This window comes from Microcoleus sp. K5-D4, assembly GCF_036704575.1.
In the GTDB taxonomy this organism is placed as follows: Bacteria; Cyanobacteriota; Cyanobacteriia; order Cyanobacteriales; family Microcoleaceae; genus Microcoleus.
This window is the reverse complement of the sequence record NZ_JAUBSD010000096.1, coordinates 1-15,977: the sequence shown is the minus strand read 5'-3', so window position 1 is coordinate 15,977 and position 15,977 is coordinate 1. Positions and strand designations below refer to the sequence as shown.

General features: G+C 45.9%; 14 protein-coding genes. 3 read left to right on the top strand and 11 right to left on the bottom strand.

All coding sequences use genetic code 11. The features are described 5' to 3' along the window. Positions 1-3: 3 nt before the first annotated feature. Together QUA77_RS23965 and QUA77_RS23960 are read right to left on the bottom strand one after the other, a co-directional pair. Positions 4-177, bottom strand: coding sequence for a hypothetical protein (locus tag QUA77_RS23965; RefSeq protein ID WP_333452951.1), 174 nt, complete (start codon positions 175-177; stop codon positions 4-6). Between the two features lie 60 nt (positions 178-237). Beyond that, positions 238-978 carry a response regulator transcription factor gene (locus tag QUA77_RS23960; RefSeq protein ID WP_333452949.1) on the bottom strand — a complete coding sequence of 247 codons (741 nt, stop codon included), beginning with the start codon at positions 976-978 and terminating at the stop codon, positions 238-240. Between the two features lie 537 nt (positions 979-1,515). On the opposite strand from QUA77_RS23960, the gene QUA77_RS23955 reads away from it, so the two are divergent. Next, positions 1,516-2,262 carry a creatininase family protein gene (locus QUA77_RS23955; protein ID WP_333452947.1) on the top strand — a complete coding sequence of 249 codons (747 nt, stop codon included), beginning with the start codon at positions 1,516-1,518 and terminating at the stop codon, positions 2,260-2,262. 312 nt (positions 2,263-2,574) lie between these two features. Here QUA77_RS23955 and ndk read toward each other — a convergent pair whose 3' ends face one another. After that, positions 2,575-3,024 carry a nucleoside-diphosphate kinase gene (gene ndk / locus QUA77_RS23950; protein WP_333035325.1) on the bottom strand — a complete coding sequence of 150 codons (450 nt, stop codon included), beginning with the start codon at positions 3,022-3,024 and terminating at the stop codon, positions 2,575-2,577. 634 nt (positions 3,025-3,658) lie between these two features. Here ndk and QUA77_RS23945 point away from each other — a divergent pair. Beyond that, the gene (locus QUA77_RS23945) at positions 3,659-4,417 is read left to right on the top strand and encodes a hypothetical protein (protein ID WP_333452945.1); all 759 of its coding nucleotides are present in this window, start codon (positions 3,659-3,661) and stop codon (positions 4,415-4,417) included. A gap of 1 nt (position 4,418) precedes the next feature. On the opposite strand, the gene proB is transcribed toward QUA77_RS23945, so the two are convergent. From proB to QUA77_RS23910, 7 genes are all read right to left on the bottom strand, one after another. Further along, positions 4,419-5,591, bottom strand: coding sequence for a glutamate 5-kinase (proB, locus tag QUA77_RS23940; protein WP_333452944.1), 1,173 nt, complete (start codon positions 5,589-5,591; stop codon positions 4,419-4,421). 61 nt (positions 5,592-5,652) lie between these two features. Continuing rightward, positions 5,653-6,174 carry a YqeG family HAD IIIA-type phosphatase gene (locus QUA77_RS23935; RefSeq protein ID WP_333452942.1) on the bottom strand — a complete coding sequence of 174 codons (522 nt, stop codon included), beginning with the start codon at positions 6,172-6,174 and terminating at the stop codon, positions 5,653-5,655. Between the two features lie 149 nt (positions 6,175-6,323). Beyond that, entirely contained in the window at positions 6,324-7,448 is a 1,125-nt protein-coding gene (gene mltG / locus QUA77_RS23930; protein ID WP_333035335.1) for an endolytic transglycosylase MltG, read from the bottom strand. A 247-nt stretch (positions 7,449-7,695) separates the two neighbouring features. Beyond that, entirely contained in the window at positions 7,696-8,274 is a 579-nt protein-coding gene (locus tag QUA77_RS23925) for a DUF3727 domain-containing protein (protein ID WP_333035336.1), read from the bottom strand. A gap of 311 nt (positions 8,275-8,585) precedes the next feature. Then, positions 8,586-9,044, bottom strand: coding sequence for a Holliday junction resolvase RuvX (gene ruvX, locus QUA77_RS23920; protein ID WP_333035337.1), 459 nt, complete (start codon positions 9,042-9,044; stop codon positions 8,586-8,588). Between the two features lie 263 nt (positions 9,045-9,307). Next, complete coding sequence (locus QUA77_RS23915; protein ID WP_333035338.1) at positions 9,308-10,639, bottom strand: GNAT family N-acetyltransferase; 1,332 nt, start codon at positions 10,637-10,639, stop codon at positions 9,308-9,310. 191 nt (positions 10,640-10,830) lie between these two features. Beyond that, entirely contained in the window at positions 10,831-12,012 is a 1,182-nt protein-coding gene (locus tag QUA77_RS23910) for a F420-0:Gamma-glutamyl ligase (protein ID WP_333035487.1), read from the bottom strand. 690 nt (positions 12,013-12,702) lie between these two features. On the opposite strand from QUA77_RS23910, the gene QUA77_RS23905 reads away from it, so the two are divergent. Next, positions 12,703-14,013 (top strand): hypothetical protein, encoded by a 1,311-nt coding sequence (locus QUA77_RS23905; RefSeq protein ID WP_333035340.1) that lies wholly within the window; start codon positions 12,703-12,705, stop codon positions 14,011-14,013. Positions 14,014-14,540: 527 nt separating this feature from the next. On the opposite strand, the gene QUA77_RS23900 is transcribed toward QUA77_RS23905, so the two are convergent. Continuing rightward, the gene (locus tag QUA77_RS23900; protein ID WP_333452938.1) at positions 14,541-15,281 is read right to left on the bottom strand and encodes an SIMPL domain-containing protein; all 741 of its coding nucleotides are present in this window, start codon (positions 15,279-15,281) and stop codon (positions 14,541-14,543) included. Positions 15,282-15,977 lie beyond the last annotated feature (696 nt).

Below are 15,977 nucleotides of genomic sequence, written 5' to 3'. Positions count from 1 at the left end.
AATTCACTCTTTGTGGAACAGGCCGAAAAGCCTGTTCTTGAGAATGGTGCAAGATGTGAGTTTATACCGATCGCCCAGGGTAAAAGACAACGGCAACTGTCGCTGGAATAGCTCTACTGGTGGCACATCCAAGCTATTGTATTGCACACCCTCCATAGACAAATAAGGAGATAACATTTTTTTGTCCTTATTTGTCTATCCGACTGCAATTTGTCACTGTACAACTGATTTAATAATTTAACCAAATCGATAGCCGAACCCGCGTACCGTAATGATATATTCCGGTTGGGCCGGATCTATTTCCAACTTTTCGCGCAGCCAGCGGATGTGAACGTCAACTGTTTTGCTGTCTCCGATAAAATCTTGACCCCAAATTTTTTCCAACAACTGATCGCGAGACCAAACTCGCCGGGGATTACTCATAAATAGTTCTAGTAAGCGAAACTGTTTAGGAGAAAATTTCACTTCCAGACCACGAACCAACACGCGGCACTCTTCAGGATACAGAGTTATGCTCTTATATTGCAGCGTCCTCGGTTCCGGTAACCTACTGAGGCGCTGGCGCCGCATCAGCGCCCGACAGCGAGCGATAAACTCCCGCATTCCAAAAGGCTTGGTCAGATAATCATCCGATCCGGCTTCTAGGTAAAAAGCGCAATTGTTGGCACTTCCTCTAGCACCGATAATCAAAATAGGGACGGGATTTCCTTGATGCCGTAACATTCGACACAGATCCAAACCGTTAATTGAATCCATAATTAACAGGTTAAAGGCAAATTCACCGTGGTATGACGAAGAAGCCTGTACAGAAGGCAGAGCGTTGCGCCCGTCGCTAGTAACCACCACCTCATAGCCCTGTTCTTTAAGGGCTAAAGCTAGCATTTCCCGCAACAGATCTTCACCTTCCAATAACAAGATACGGCCGGCTTGTCCAACAGCCAACCTTGAAGGACTTTCGCTTAATTCAGCAGAAGACATAAATATCAGTGGGAGTGATGTTTGTATGTGGCTAGCGCGAGGTACCTTCTTCAGTAGCTGAGGCACTCTCGCGCTGCGATCGCTTGTACGATCGCCATTTATTGGTTCAATCGCTTAGAATCCTTCGCCAGTCCATCCCACAGACACGCGCTCGACCTTTGCTACTTGCTCATGCAAGGAATACAGCCGTAGAGCAGTTGCCGGAACCGCGCTGTCTGCCTGCGTCCAGGCCACAGAAGTCTGGTCATTTTTCGGGGTCGGTGTTAATTTCATAAAACATTGCCCGCTGTTAATTGACCACGTAACACCCAATCTAGAGGGATATGCTTGTTATACTACTCTTAAAAGGTTATTAAAAGGTAAAGTTTTGGCCATCAACTGGTTAAATTATTAACGTTAAGTAATATAACGGTAAAGTTGCGAGCGCACTTTAGAGCTTTTTTTAAGAATACAATAATAAGTTGGTCGAAATTCCTTTTTCTTCCCGTGCCGGCTACGATCGACGATAGCAAGTAAAAATTCTGTAGACTACCTATCATGTTGCTGCATTTGAGTACCTGGCCCGAGGTAGAAGCTTATCTCGAAAGCTCGCGAGGCATAATTATCCCGATCGGCTCCACCGAACAGCACGGGCCCACCGGCTTGATCGGGACTGACGCCATTGCTGCCAAGGCGATCGCCCGCGGTGTCGGCGAAGCTGCCAATGCCTTAATCGGCCCGACAATTAATGTAGGGATGGCCTTGCACCACACCAGCTTTCCCGGCACAATCAGCCTCCGACCACAGACCCTGATACTGGTAATCAGGGATTACATCACATCTTTGGCAAAAGCGGGATTTGAGAAATATTTTTTCATCAACGGTCACGGCGGCAACATTGCCACCATGAAAGCAGCATTTTCCGAGACTTACGCGCATTTGTCTGACTTAAATTTACCGAATGCTGATCGAATCCAGTGTCAAATCGGCAACTGGTTCATGTGCGGTTCCGTATACAAACTAGCAAAAGAATTATACGGAAACCAAGAAGGTTCCCACGCCACCCCCAGCGAAATCGCCTTAACCCAGTACCTTTATCCAGAAGCAATTAAGCAAGCTCCGCTTTCGGAAGAAGTCGCTTCCGGGCACAAAATTTTCGGTGGTGCTGACTTCCGCCGCCGATTTCCCGACGGGAGAATGGGTTCAAATCCGGGCTTAGCAACCCCCGAACAAGGTCAGCAGTTTTACGAATTAGCAGTCAAAGAATTGACTAACAATTATTTGGAGTTTGTAAGTTCCGATTAACGTTTTTAATTCTAGTTACCCGGAAACTCCTGGTAACGAGTAAAAATCTCAAACTCTTCTATATTTTACGCTTATGAGTGAGTCAGCGACATGATATTTCATATAAATTCCGGCTACACCGGAATGAGATCAAACCCTTGCTTCATTCGTCGGGCATAAAGTTGAATCTCGATGCCAACCACTAATTCGCGCAATTTTCATTTTTTTGACTCACAGTCAACAGTCAACAATCACGGATGCTGGAACCGGAATCGATATCATCTATCTAAGAAAGGGTATATCTCCCGATTAACCACCGGGAGAATATCAAAACTATTCCACAATCCAAGGAGTTAAACAAGGTGTCCAAGCACTCAATTCTTCTTCCTTGAACCAAAGGCTAATTTCCGCACGGGCAGTCTCGACAGCATCAGAACCGTGAATCAGATTACGGCCGACATTGACAGCAAAATCGCCCCGAATTGTCGCTGGTTCTGCATTCAGAGGATTCGTGGCGCCAATGATTTTTCTCGCCGACGCCACAACGCCGTCGCCTTCCCAAACCATCGCCACTACAGGGCCTGAAGTGATAAAGTTTACCAATCCAGCAAAAAATGGTTTTTCTTTGTGAACATCATAATGTTGTTCCGCTAGTTCTCGACTCGCCGTCATTAGCTTCATACCAACTAGCTTAAAGCCCTTGGCTTCAAAACGACCGATAATTTCGCCGACGAGTCCGCGCTGTACGCCGTCGGGCTTAATCGCTAAAAAAGTCCGTTCCAAGATTAACTCCTATAATTGTGTTAACTGACCCAAAAGATAGAGTAACTCACAACGCACCTAAAGGCAATTCTGAGAATGGGAAATTGTCATTTGGAGGCTTATAGCCGCCCGAAGAAGCAATAAGGAATAAGAATAGGGAAGAGAAAAGAGGGAAGAAGCAATAAAAGCAAAGGTTAAAGAAACCTGGTTTGTCAGAAAAATTTTTGTTGAGCAGCTATGAATCTCCGAAGAAACCTGGTTTCGAGACTTCTATGCGTCTAGGACTGATTTGCAGGGATCACCGCGATTTGGTAAAAGGCATTTTTTAGCAGTGCGAACAGGATGCTCACTTGCCCATATAAGTTAATCATCCTTTAAATTATCGGTAAATAATCAAACTCTTGTGGGGTGGCTTTGAGCAACGCCTGAAATATGCAATCTAAATTTAGAAGATTTTATCTCTAGGCAACAAGATGCTCAAACTTCTGGCACAATATGATACCAGTCACTGTTTTCTGTGACTGCCAACACTCTTACCTATGATCTCAAATACAAATATATATGATAATAAACACAATTCTTTAGGCTCGAAAATATAGATAATTAACGGAGATATGAAGACGATCTTGACAGCAACCATTCAGGCAAAAAAAGTATGAAAGGCATTGTAGCATTCATTGAACCCAAAAAGCAAGAGTTTGCAAAATTGCCCTTGTTTGACTTTCTAGCCAACAAAAACATTCACGCGAATCAACGACTAATTTTTGCACCTGTACTCGCTCCTTTTGCTGTGGGATTGAGCGATTTAAATAAATATGTGCTGCGAGAATCTTCTAGTAATAACAAAGTTCAGGAACTCATTAATAAATATACTTATAAAAAGAACTATTATTGGCACGACTATCTAGAATACCTAGAGGAACTGGGCTTAAACCAATTAATGAGTTACGGCGATTTCAGACTGCTTTGGGGTGAAGAAACTAAAAAAACTCGAGCGCTTTGTTCAGTGATCGAACGCTACGCTTGGAAAGCTTCTCCTATTCAGAAACTGGTGTTAGTGGAAGTCCTCGAAGGAACTGCCCAAGTTTTTTTTGAGGCGGCGCTAGCAGTGGTAATGGAATTACAGCAAATTAACCAAAAAGAATCTGTTGATTTTGGAGGATCTTATGGGGGTTTAGAAAATTATCACCTTTTAAACACGCCAGAGATGTTGCAAATTTTAGCAGAAATCAAACTTACAGATGCGGAATACCAAGCAGCTTTAGAATTAGCACAAAATTTATTTGAACTGTTTACAGAAGCGATGAACGAGCTGTTCCAACACAGCCAAACAAATTCTTGCAAGACTGTGCTGCAAATATCTTCAATTTCTGCCTTCGCTCATTGCGCGATCGACTGTCTCGATATTTGTTAGTTTAAACAATCACTAAATTATCTCGGTGTACCGCCGTTTCTACGCCTGCATAGCCTAAAATCTCAGCAATTTTCTCTGATTTGCAGCCTTGGATTTGTCTCAATTCTAAACTGCTATAATTCACAAGTCCTCTAGCAATTTGCTGGCCGGCTGCGTCGCACAACTGCACGGAATCATCAGCTTGAAATTCTCCTTCTACTTGAGCAATACCCGCAGCTAAAAGCGATTTTCCGCCGTGGGAAATTGCCTTTACAGCACCCGCATCTAAATATAGTTTTCCTGCTGGAATTAAAACGTTAGCTATCCAGTGTTTGCGAGCGTTTACAGGGCGCGGTTGAGGCTCGAATTGAGTACCGATCGACTCTCCGTTGAGTATTTTCTCGATATTACCAGGAAAGCAGCCGTCAGTGATGACAGTCCGCACTCCCGATGCAGTTGCTATTCTCGCGGCTTCAATTTTTGTCACCATTCCGCCGGTTCCCCAACCGCTGCGGGAATCTCCTGTTTGCACCTGAAATTCTGTGAGCTGTGCCATACTTTGGACTAGGGCGATCGGCTGCGCGTCTGGATTGCTGCGCGGATCGGCGGAGTACAGCCGATCGACATCTGTCAGCACAAACAACCAATCTGCTTCTACCAAACTCGCTACTAGCGCCGAAAGCGTATCGTTATCGCCAAATTTGAGCTCGTCTACCGCCACAGTATCGTTTTCATTGACGATCGGAATCACGCCCAACCTGAGCAGTTGCTGAAAAGTATTGTAAGCATTAACATAACCGTTACGCTGCACTAAATCGCCCCTGGTGAGCAATACTTGAGCGATCGGCTGTTGCAGAGTAGTAAACAAGTCATCGTACACCCGCATCAGCCGCCCTTGGCCCACAGCCGCCACAGCCTGTTTCAGAGCAATGTTTCGCGGGCGTTCCGTCAAACCCAAGCGCGCGCAGCCCACCCCAACTGCACCCGAAGAAACCAAAACTACTCGATAGCCTTGCTGCCGCAAATCAGCTAAAATTTCGACTAATGCAGCAATAGTTGAAAGAGCTAAGTTTCCCGTAGTCGATCGAGTCAGAGTCGAAGTTCCAATTTTAACAACAATAGTTTTAGTCTGTTGTCTGTTGACTGTTGACTGTTGACTGTTGACTGTTGACTGTTGACTGTTGACTGTTGCCATTAGTTACCAATTCCTAATTACCAATTCCCAATGCCCTATGCCCAATTCCCGATGCCCAATTTTAATCTTTAATTTTCAGAGATGCCCCCAAAGCTTGAGAAACCCAAACTTCAAAAGAGCGCACCGGATACTTGCGAAGCGCATACCCAGCATCAACCATTGGTTCCACTAAAATAGTGAACATACCCAAACGATTGCCTGCTAAAACATCAGTAAAAAGTCGATCGCCCACCATCGCCACCTGTTCCACCGGCAAATTCATGGCAGTCACTGCTGTTCGCAACTTGCGGCGCGACGGCTTAGCCGCACCCGTGATGTAAGGTAGATTCAAAGAATCAGCAATTCGACCGATCCGATTTTGACTTAAATTATTGCTCGCCAACCATAGCGATACCACGGGTTTAATTTCTTGCACCCACAAGCTGAGTTCAGGAGAAGCATTCATTGCCGTAATGGGAACAAGAGTTTCGTCCACATCCAACACTAATCCTTTAATCTGATATTTCTGCAGAATCTCAGCCGTTAACTTCATGACTGAATCGCCTAAAACTAAGTCAGGCTGTAGTAGTTTACCCCAAGTCATAATGAGTTTAGATTTTAGATTTTAGATTTTAGATTGAGAAATAAGAAATTGGGAGTTAAAGATTCAAAAAGTAAAAAATCAAAAGTGAATAATTATGGCTTTTGCTTTGTGACTTTTGACTTTTTACTTTTTTATTAGTCATTGCCCATCTATGGATTCGATCGCAACTGCTGGTCAACTTTAGCAATCGCAGCATCGTGTTCCGCCTGCGTGCGGCTAAAAATGTGAGTGCCGTCGTATCGAGCCATAAAATACAGATATTCTGTCTTTTCCGGAGTCAGAGTCGCTTCCAGACTTGCGATTCCCGGAGATGCGATCGGAGTTGGGGGTAGTCCTGGATTTATATAAGTATTGTAAGGAGAAGGCGTTTCTACTTGCTTAAAAGTCAGAGGCTTTTCCTTAGTTTGCCTGATGCCTAGAGCGTATTCAACTGTCGGGTCAGAGCCCAACGTCATACCCTTATTCAGACGGTTGTTGAATACTCCAGAAATGCGGTTCCGCTCGGAAGCAACCACAGCCTCTTTTTCTACAATACTAGCCAGCGTCACCCACTCTTTCAAATCCAGCTTAGTATTCTTTTGATTCTTTTGATAGATCGGCAAAGCCAACTGCTCGAAACGACCGAGCATTTGCTTAATGACAGCTTCCGGGGTAATTGCATCGCCGTCTAGCTGATAAGTATCCGGGTACAAAAACCCTTCCAAGTGAGGCAATCCGCTCGGTAGCCAAGGGTACTGAGCGTAGGGAACTTGACTCGCCACCGCCATAAAATCCTTAGCCGGAAAAAAACCTTGCGCTTCAAAATAAGCGCTCATTTGTTGCAGCGACCACCCTTCTGGAATAGTGAAACTCTGCTGTGCGACTTCGCCCTTCCAAATTTTGTCAGCAACTGCACTCAGAGGCTGAGTAGGCGAAAGTTGGTAAGTTCCTGCTTTAAAACCTCCCTCGCGGTTTTGAAGAGTCAGCCAGCGGGCCCACATATTCCATGCCGAGCTCGATCGAATTAACCCCGCTGCCTCTAAATCGCGGCCGATTTTTTGACTGGGAGTACCCTCCGGGATTTGGATAGAAACAGCAGCATCCTCTGCCGGATTCCCCGATGAGGATGTGATTTTAGGCGGCGCCGAAGCCCAGCTCCACCAAGCCCAGCCTTGCCAAGCGCAAACTCCCCAGATGGCCGGCAGCAACGCCAGATAAAACAACCATTTAGAGACTTGCGGAGTACCTTTTCGGCTCTCGCGCGTGCTGCCTTTTGTCATTTGTTCTTTATTCATAGTCCGTTGTCCTGGATAAGCGGCGGTTAACTAGCGACTAATGACTGATGACCTGCGATTGATGACCGAAAAGTTACGAATACAAGCCCTTAAAAAGACCCAATTCACGCGGCCCAATTCAAAAGCCCGATCGCGAAGGCAGAAGTGGCCATCTCGAAAAAGTTCGATCGGGCGAGCAGTTTACTGTTTTATAAAATAGTAAAAAATTCTGCTTTTTGCCATCAGGGCTTGTGCCTGCAATTAATATCTAATCAAGCTCGTCAAAGAACTGGTCTTCCAGCATAGGTAACATCGGTTCCAGCCTTTGGAACTCTTCTTCCGAAAGCAATTCTGGCTTGCCGTCGTCATCCATTCTAGCCAATATAAAGAACGGGTCGAGAGGCGTATAAATGGCATATTCCTGTTCTTCGTGGTAGAAGCTGGTCAGCCACATCAGTTCCTCGAATTCGGACTCCTCATCTGGATCGACATCAGATGCCATATCCTCTTCGGGAAATTCCGGCAATTCACCAACAACAGTCAGCGTCACCGCCGTGCGCCGGAGCGTCAAGTTCTGCTCTTGCAGGACAACTTTAGCTGTATCAAAAATTTTGTCAATTTCGGTCTCGTCTTCTACAGGAATTGCGGCTTCGTCGTTATCGTCTCCCTGCCAAGTAAAAATTTCTACGGGTGAGTCAATCGGAAGCAGCAAAGCGTATTCTTGACCTTCTAGGTTCATAGAATATTCTATGTTGCAAGTCAGCGATCGCCCAACTTCATCCGTCAGGGTGACGGACTCTTCGTTGGAATTGCCATTCTCTTTTTTGCGGTATGGGGATGAGGACATCGCGTGTATCTTATTTTCCGTCAATAATTCAGTAACGTTTGCTTGACAATGGGGAATTTTCGTGGCGATATTCTGGCTAAGTGGGCGATCGCCAGTCCACCAGCTTAAACCGCGAGACTCGCGGCCTTTTCCACAGGCGAGGAGTGCAGCGTTTAAATCTCAGTCGAGTCAGCAAGCGACACTGAGGACAAATCACGATTTTGTGCTTCTTCAGTACCGAGGTACAGCAGAATTTTCTCCAGTTTGTCAAGGGTTACAGGTGTGCGTAGCAAACTTGCACAACCAGGATATCACGCCTTTGTTACCAGCTATCAAGGATTGGGAAGGGCGGAGATATTTTGCCTCCGCTCGTCTAGCCACTGCTGCAAAATCAGGGCTGCTGCTTTGCGATCGATCGCACCCTTATTTTGCGACACCGAAATCCCTTGTGTTTTCATCAATTCCTCTGCCTCAACCGAAGTCAGGCGCTCGTCCACGTATTCTAGGGGGAGTTCTAACGCTGCGGCGATGCGATTGGCATATTTCTGCACCTGTCGGGCTTGAGCGCCCAATTCTCCGCTCAGGGAGTAGGGCAAGCCTGCAACCAAAATTTGCACTCTCCGCTCTCGCACGAGCTCTCGGAGATAAGCTACGTCTCGCTCGAAGGACGATCGTACCAGTGTTGTAATGCCCGTAGCTATTAAACCGGTGCCGTCACACCCGGCGATGCCGACTCGTTTGAGGCCGATATCTAATCCCAGTGCTGAAATCCATAATTTATCGTTGGACATTATCAATCAAGCAATTTTAGATTTTAGATTTTAGATTTTAGATTTACTGTTTTTTGGCGTAAATAATCTTATTTAACGAACCGCGAAGACGCGAAGGACGCGAAGGAATAAGAGAAGAAAGTAAGAAGAAGATAGGTAATCTTAGGTTGAGCTCAATTAAAAGCAGAAGGGATATTTTGGGATTATGGCCGAAAAAAAGAATTTTTTGGATGATTAATTCTATTTTTTTCTGTCTTCTACCTTTTACCTTCTGCTTTCACTTATTAAGAATTGAATTCTCCTGGCCAGCCGCCGTCTAGAGGCAACTCTGGCAGATTTAAAGGCAAAATGCTGCTGCCATCAGTTGCTGCTGATTCGGAATTTTGGCCGCCCAAGGGGTTAACTTGATTCGTTTGGCTGTTTCCTGAGTCAGCCAACAGAGGTTTAATCTCACAGGACGGGTGCCCTGCTGTCGCTTCCCCAGCCATCGGGCCGAGCCAGGACATCCGGCCCGGTACGGGTTTGCGAGTTGGCTGGAAGCTTTGCAACATTTCTGATAGCTGGAGTCCTTCGAGAGAGACTAACTTGGACTCGCGCAATTTGTGCCACACCGATCGAGACATCAGCAAACTGTGTTCCACGCGCACTGCTCCAAATTGCTCTAAATAAGCTTCCCGTTCCGGCTGATAGTCAGCGGAAGCCAGTTGCAGGCTTTGAACTGGGAAATCTTGAACAAGGCGCGCCATCTGGGACAGGAGTTCTGGATAAAGCCAAGTGTAAGCCGGGTGTACAGTCAACTGGGCGACGTGCGGTTGCTGGCCATTGCGGGATAGCTGCACCTGAAAATAGCCGATCGCGGCTTTGCGCTGCGGTTCAAACACGTAGCCGCTGACTACCTCGGTTTTGCCCAGCCACTGTCTGACACCTTCGACTAAAGCGCCGAAAAAACTGGTTTTGAAATCTTGAATGTGCCGATCAAATACTTGGCGCACCAGGGGCGGCATAGACGCGGTATCCAGTTGGTAGAGCAACTGAGCGTCTGCGTTGCTGACCGGCAGCAGATTGGGCAAATCTGGCGTCGAGGAAGCCATTTCTTGCAGGCGTTCTGGGGCGATCGTCCAGTAAGTCATCTGGGCCAAAGGCTGAAACCCGTTTTGCCGATACAAAGCCAAGGAAGTTTTGTCCCCGATATTCACTTCCAACAGCCACGTCCGCGCCTCCCAGACTGCCTCAAAGCAGTACCGCAGCAGCATGGAACCAATTCCTTTGCTGCGGGCTTCCGGGTCTACTCCTATGCGATCGATCCGCCAAGTGCTGCGGGTGCGGTTGAAAGGAGAAATCTGAATTATGCCCTTAACGCTCCCCTCTTCTTCGGCAACGTGGGCACGGAACAGGGACTGACAAGGGTTGGGAAACAAGCTAAAAATCTTTAGCAGTCCGTACCAGCGGCGAATCTGCTGCAACTTTCTACCTAATACCACGTCGCAGCTTCCGCCCTTGCTGTTTTCTGGCTCTTCGGCTGTTTCCGCGCACAGTTGTTCCATCACCTCGATGTCGCGATACTGAAACGGGCGAATCACAACCTGGTTTTGGTTTTGGGAGGGAAATGAAGTCATAGCATACAAGTGGAGAATGGAAATTTAAAAATAAAAATTCAGAAAGGGGAAGAGTTAGATAAGTTTTGAGTTTTGAATGGGTAAATTTTGAGTTCAAAACTTATAACTTTTGATTCTTCTCCCTTTCTTGCTGGATCGAAAATTAAAAATTGCAAATCATCTTTTTGAATTTTTAATTTTCTGTTTTCAACTCAAGATTTTTGTGGCAGAGGTCGAATTACAACGACCGGTGTTCGCTCGTCAGCATTCCCGGCGGGGTTGCTGCGCAAGGCTTCCTCTAAAAATGTTACCGATAAATCGGAGGTCGCTGCTAATATCTTAACTGCTTTCAAGTCATTAGCGTCTACGATCGCCGCCGCAAGTCCGGTTTCTCGTTGAATTTCTTCTACAACTTGCTGGGGATTGTCGGGGCCGAGGACAATAAATTGGTCGAAGGGAGGCAAAGTCCCGGTAACGTCATCGATCAGCCTGGCTTGTTCCCCTGCTAGTTGGTAAAAGACTCCCGGCTTGCCAAATATTTTCGCCACAGAGCCGATCGCAAATGCTGCTACTACGCGCCAAGGGCCTACTACATCAACCAACGTCTGCATTCCGCAAGCCGTGGCCAAACTCGACATCGGCAAGAAAAACAAGCACACTCGCTTTGCCGCCCATCCGGGTTTGACTTCGCTGGGATGGCGATAGCGTCCCTGCATCAAAGCTAGGGGAGTTTCTGCGAGGGCGACAATATCACCTTTCTGGGCGCGCGGGAGCACGTACCGCTTGACAATTTCGACGGGATTGTCCAATTCTGCCAGTATGTGAGTGCGAATCGGCAAGACTTCTGCAACTCCGACATTCCTGGCGATGGGTACGGTGTCCGAGTTTGGAAATTGCAGCGGGACTACTACGTTACGGACTTTGGGGATGCGGCCACTTGGGCCGTAGGTGACGAAATGTACTTGCACCCAAGCCGACTGCAATTTGGTTAAATCTTGCCCTTGAATGTCTACAGAAACTTTAATTTTTGTGGTTTTTTGGGCTTTAACAATATAGCCGAACCAGTAATCGTCTGCTCTGGCTACTGCGTCTTTGTGGCAAGGCATCACCTTTGTCTGGGAAGTAACGCCATCCAAACTTCCGTCTGACAGCAGTTTCACCTGCGCCCGCACTTCCGGCAACATAATCTCAAACCGCTGTGTCAGGTTGCGGAACTCCATTTCCCCGACTAAAAGATAGCGGTTGGGTTCCGAGATGGCTAAGTGCCATTCTCCGGCTGTTAGTTCTAGTTTATTTGCACTTCCAGTCCGGCGATAGTTCAACTCTAGGCCCAATCCGCCCAATGCTAGCAGCGAACCGGCTGCTGCGATTCCTGTTGCTAAAGTCTCAATCACTCTAATTACCGCCAATAATATTTTGTGTTTACTGTAGTCGATATCGGGTACTTTGAGCGCTGATCCGGTAGTAATTGGATTGTGCTGAGTTTGTTGGGGGATCTCGAACTTATGCCCAATTACACGTAAGTGCGATCGCCTCTGGTGGTTACAGCGGTTAAGTTGCTGTTCCAAGAGCTCTCCTCGTGAGTTAGATCACTCCAAAATCTGACCTTGCTTAATCAGGGCATGAAAAAAATTAGTTGAAAATCCCGACTCTTTGTGGATACTGATTTCTCTGACTTACCTATTTAGCCTTTCCTATCCTAAACCAGCAACGTCTACAAAACAAATCACTTAATTCAATAGTAGGAATTTTCTAAAAAAACATATTGTATATTTTTTTAGAGGCTAATTTATAAACAGGCACTCCACATTTTTTAGAAAATTTATTAATCATTTAATCTGTAAAAAAAATCTGTATACATGAGTTATTTTTGGCTCGCTAAGCTAAGACTGTTCCAGATGTCCGATCGCCAGCCTCCAGCTTCTTCAAGGTCGAATGAACAGCGAGCCGCTAGCGCCGTAGTGGTCAGTACCTTTAATAATCTACTTCTTAAGTAACAGTCCAAATCTAGTTCTTAGGCAGTAGATTTTCTGAGAAGTATATAGTTAGCCTAGTAAATGTAACAGTAATACCCAAGGATATCTATGACTGATAATAACCAGCCTTTTAAGCAGCCTGAAGCCAATCCTGACTTCCAGGAAAAGAATGTTGACAATAGCGAAAACCAGCAGCTTCAGGTTCAGACTAACGAAAATGCAGAATCAAAGGAAGATCAATCATCAGGCTCAGGCATTGGTGCGAGGATAGCTGGAGCAGCAGTCGGGGGTATACTAGGTGCTCGCTCTGGAGGCATTATTGGTGCTGTAGCAGGCTCAGTTGCTGGCGCTATGATTGGTAAAGGTACTGCTGATACTGTTAACCGTGCTGTAGATAATTTAGGGGATGCAGCACACAGCGTAGCAGACGGTATTACACACACTGTAGAAGAGCTAGGGACAGTAGTAAAGGAAACTGCTGAGGAAGTTAAACCATCTATCAAAGCTACAGCAGAAGCAGTCAAAGAGACTGTTGAGGAAACTAAGCCTTCGATTAAAGGTATAGCCGAATCTGTCAATGAGACAGTTAGGGAAGCCAAGCCTTCTGTAGTAGATGCAGTCAAGAGTGCATCCGAGGAAGTCAAACCTACGATTAGAGAAGTAAAAGATTCAGTCAAGCAGACAGTCGAAGGTGTCAAGCCTTCTATACAAAGTGCAGCGGACTCTATTAAGAGTACGGCTGATGAAGTTAAGCCTTCTGCCAAAGCTGTAGCTCAAGAAATTGAGGGGGCAACTAAGGAGTTTAGATCGACTGTAAAAGATACAGCGAAGGCTGTGGAGCCATCTATAAAAAGTGCAGCCGCATCGCTTCAGTCATCTGGCAAGAGTGCAGCCGAATCAATTAAGTCATCTGCTCAAAGCGCAGCCGAATCTGCTAAAGGTGCAGCGCAGGATGTTAAGTCATCTGCCCAAAATGCAGCCGAATCTGCTAAAGATGCAGCGCAGGATGTTAAGCAGGATGTTAAGTCATCTGCCCAAAATGCAGCCGAATCTGCTAAAGGTGCAGCGCATGATGTTAAGTCATCTGCCCAAAAGGCAACCCCATCTCCTCAAGGTGCAGCGCATGATTTTAAATCATCTGCCCAAAATGCAGCCGAATTTGCTAAACCTCCAGTGCCTGATTTTAGGTCATCTGCCCAAAATGCAACCCCATCTCCTCAAGGTGCAGCGCATGATTTTAAATCATCTGCCCAAAATGCAGCCGAATCTGCTAAACGTGCAGCGCATGATTTTAAATCATCTGCCCAATATCTAGCCGAATCCACCGAGGAAAATATGGATACGGATATTCACATCTCCGGCACTCCTAAACTCAAGGATCAAGTGGTCATTCATGACAAGAGAATCATTAAGGACTAGGTAAAGTAAGGACTTAACTCCAGCTTGTTAAAGCTAGCCCTAAGAGAGTTTAACAGAGAGTGGATCTGAGAAAAAAGTCCACTCTTTTCTGTTTAGGAGGAATGCGATCGCCTAGGGTTTAACGGAGAGTCTATTTATTTAGGAGCTCTCCCCCTGAAGAAGGAGAGATTCCGTTCATAGTTCATAACAAATTGTAGCCATTTGTCGTAACTGCTCACCGCAACAAAGCTGCGGTGAGCAGTTACACTTTAACTAAGAGCGCGCCACTTAATATTTCCTTAGCTAATTATGAATTTTTCCACCGACTTACTGAGAGTGAAACTTTGTTTGGCGCTAAAATTGTTTAGGCTTTGATTGTTGTGCCTCTTGGGAGCGAAGATACGGAAATATTTGTGTGGGAGGCGAACAATTGCTCGACTACGGGCAGAAGTGGTTAAAACTGCTAAAGTTTTTTGTAGAAAAAGCTGCTTGATAAATCGAGAAATAGTTAGGGTCAAGCTGATGTGGCCAGTTCAACCCCTAACTATTTAATATCCAAATTGCAAAGTCACAGAAGCTTCTACCTGCTGTTCCCCTCCCACCACAGGCGTTGTAGCGTCAGCAGCAGCCATGCGAGCACCAGCCACTTGCCGATACATTGGAGGCGGCGCGATCGCACCATTGACTTGAATGCCCAGAATCTCTCCCCGCTTGAGGTTGAGGGCGCTCAAGACTGCATCCGCTTGCGATTGAGCGTCTTGAGTTGCTTTGCGGAGTGCTTGTTTTCGAGCAGATTCGATCGCACTATCGGCAGCGGCAAAACTCACGCCGTCGATGCGTGTGGCCCCGGCATTCACCGCATCGTCAAGCAAAGTGCCGGCAGATGCAGTATTAATCCGAAAACTGACGGTATTCGTGGCCGTATAGCCTGTCAAGCGCTGCTGGTTGTTGTCGAAGTTATAAATGGGATTGAGGGTGATGCCGGCAGTTTCGAGTTTTTCGACTTGGCGCGATCGCAGCAACTCTACCACAGCCGACGATCGCCTCGCCGCTTCCTGCTGCACCTGGGCCGCCGTTTTGCCCTGCACCTCAACCCCCAGGCGCACTTGTGTTTGAGTTGTAGGAATCGTTTCCACACCCCGGCCAGTAACACTCAGCGTTCTGATCCGCTGTTCTTGAGCCGCCGCCGGATCTAATCTCACAAAACTCACGAGAGTTAAGGTTAAACACAACGCTGTTACCAGACTGCGGAAATTAATGCGATCGCGACGTTGCAAATTTGAATTCATAAAGTTGATTCTCCTGACATACAACAGATGCTATACTTTACCTTCCCACTGAAATTGCTAAATATCCGGGTTGTTACATTTTTAGCAACTAAAAAAATAGTCAGTAATTCTGAAGAAATTGTGAGTTATTATACTGTCTGCAGGACGCTCCACTAAAAAATTGGTGTTCTGGGCAAAATCTGAGGTTTGGTAATGACAAATAACGATAAATAAGAAACCCACCGGGTTTATGAAACTGTCGGCGCAACTCCTAGTTTGTTTTAATTTGACTGGTTAATAAATATTGACATTAGTTAAGTTTTGTCGCATCTCATAGGTAGTGCAATTAAAATATTCTGATTATAAATGTTGTCAATTGAATCTGTGAAAGCTGGCTCTGTTATTGACTCAAAAAGAGTAGAAACTGTTGGGCCTTTAAATAGGGTATAGCAATCCTAAATGATTCACAAAATTTTACAAATAACTTATAATGGTTAGGTAGTCTAATAATTAGAGATGGGATATTAGTGAAACAAAATGATAGGTCTGAGCAGCAATCTTTAAAAGAGCTATAGCCTTTCTCAGAAAGATGAGGTATCATGTTACTGACACTCACTCGTGAGGGTCAAACAGAGAAGAGCAGCTCAAATGAACTATAATTACATGGTTCAGTAAAGCCACGCGAAAGCCATACCACACATAATAGCATTTTTTTGA

Coding starts and splice junctions, on each gene's coding strand:
- QUA77_RS23965 (WP_333452951.1), bottom strand. CDS start 177: ATGTTATCTCCTTATTTGTCTATGGAGGGTGTGCAATACAATAGCTTG.
- QUA77_RS23960 (WP_333452949.1), bottom strand. CDS start 978: ATGTCTTCTGCTGAATTAAGCGAAAGTCCTTCAAGGTTGGCTGTTGGA.
- QUA77_RS23955 (WP_333452947.1), top strand. CDS start 1,516: ATGTTGCTGCATTTGAGTACCTGGCCCGAGGTAGAAGCTTATCTCGAA.
- QUA77_RS23945 (WP_333452945.1), top strand. CDS start 3,659: ATGAAAGGCATTGTAGCATTCATTGAACCCAAAAAGCAAGAGTTTGCA.
- proB (WP_333452944.1), bottom strand. CDS start 5,591: ATGGCAACAGTCAACAGTCAACAGTCAACAGTCAACAGTCAACAGTCA.
- QUA77_RS23935 (WP_333452942.1), bottom strand. CDS start 6,174: ATGACTTGGGGTAAACTACTACAGCCTGACTTAGTTTTAGGCGATTCA.
- mltG (WP_333035335.1), bottom strand. CDS start 7,448: ATGAATAAAGAACAAATGACAAAAGGCAGCACGCGCGAGAGCCGAAAA.
- QUA77_RS23925 (WP_333035336.1), bottom strand. CDS start 8,274: ATGTCCTCATCCCCATACCGCAAAAAAGAGAATGGCAATTCCAACGAA.
- ruvX (WP_333035337.1), bottom strand. CDS start 9,044: ATGTCCAACGATAAATTATGGATTTCAGCACTGGGATTAGATATCGGC.
- QUA77_RS23915 (WP_333035338.1), bottom strand. CDS start 10,639: ATGACTTCATTTCCCTCCCAAAACCAAAACCAGGTTGTGATTCGCCCG.
- QUA77_RS23905 (WP_333035340.1), top strand. CDS start 12,703: ATGACTGATAATAACCAGCCTTTTAAGCAGCCTGAAGCCAATCCTGAC.
- QUA77_RS23900 (WP_333452938.1), bottom strand. CDS start 15,281: ATGAATTCAAATTTGCAACGTCGCGATCGCATTAATTTCCGCAGTCTG.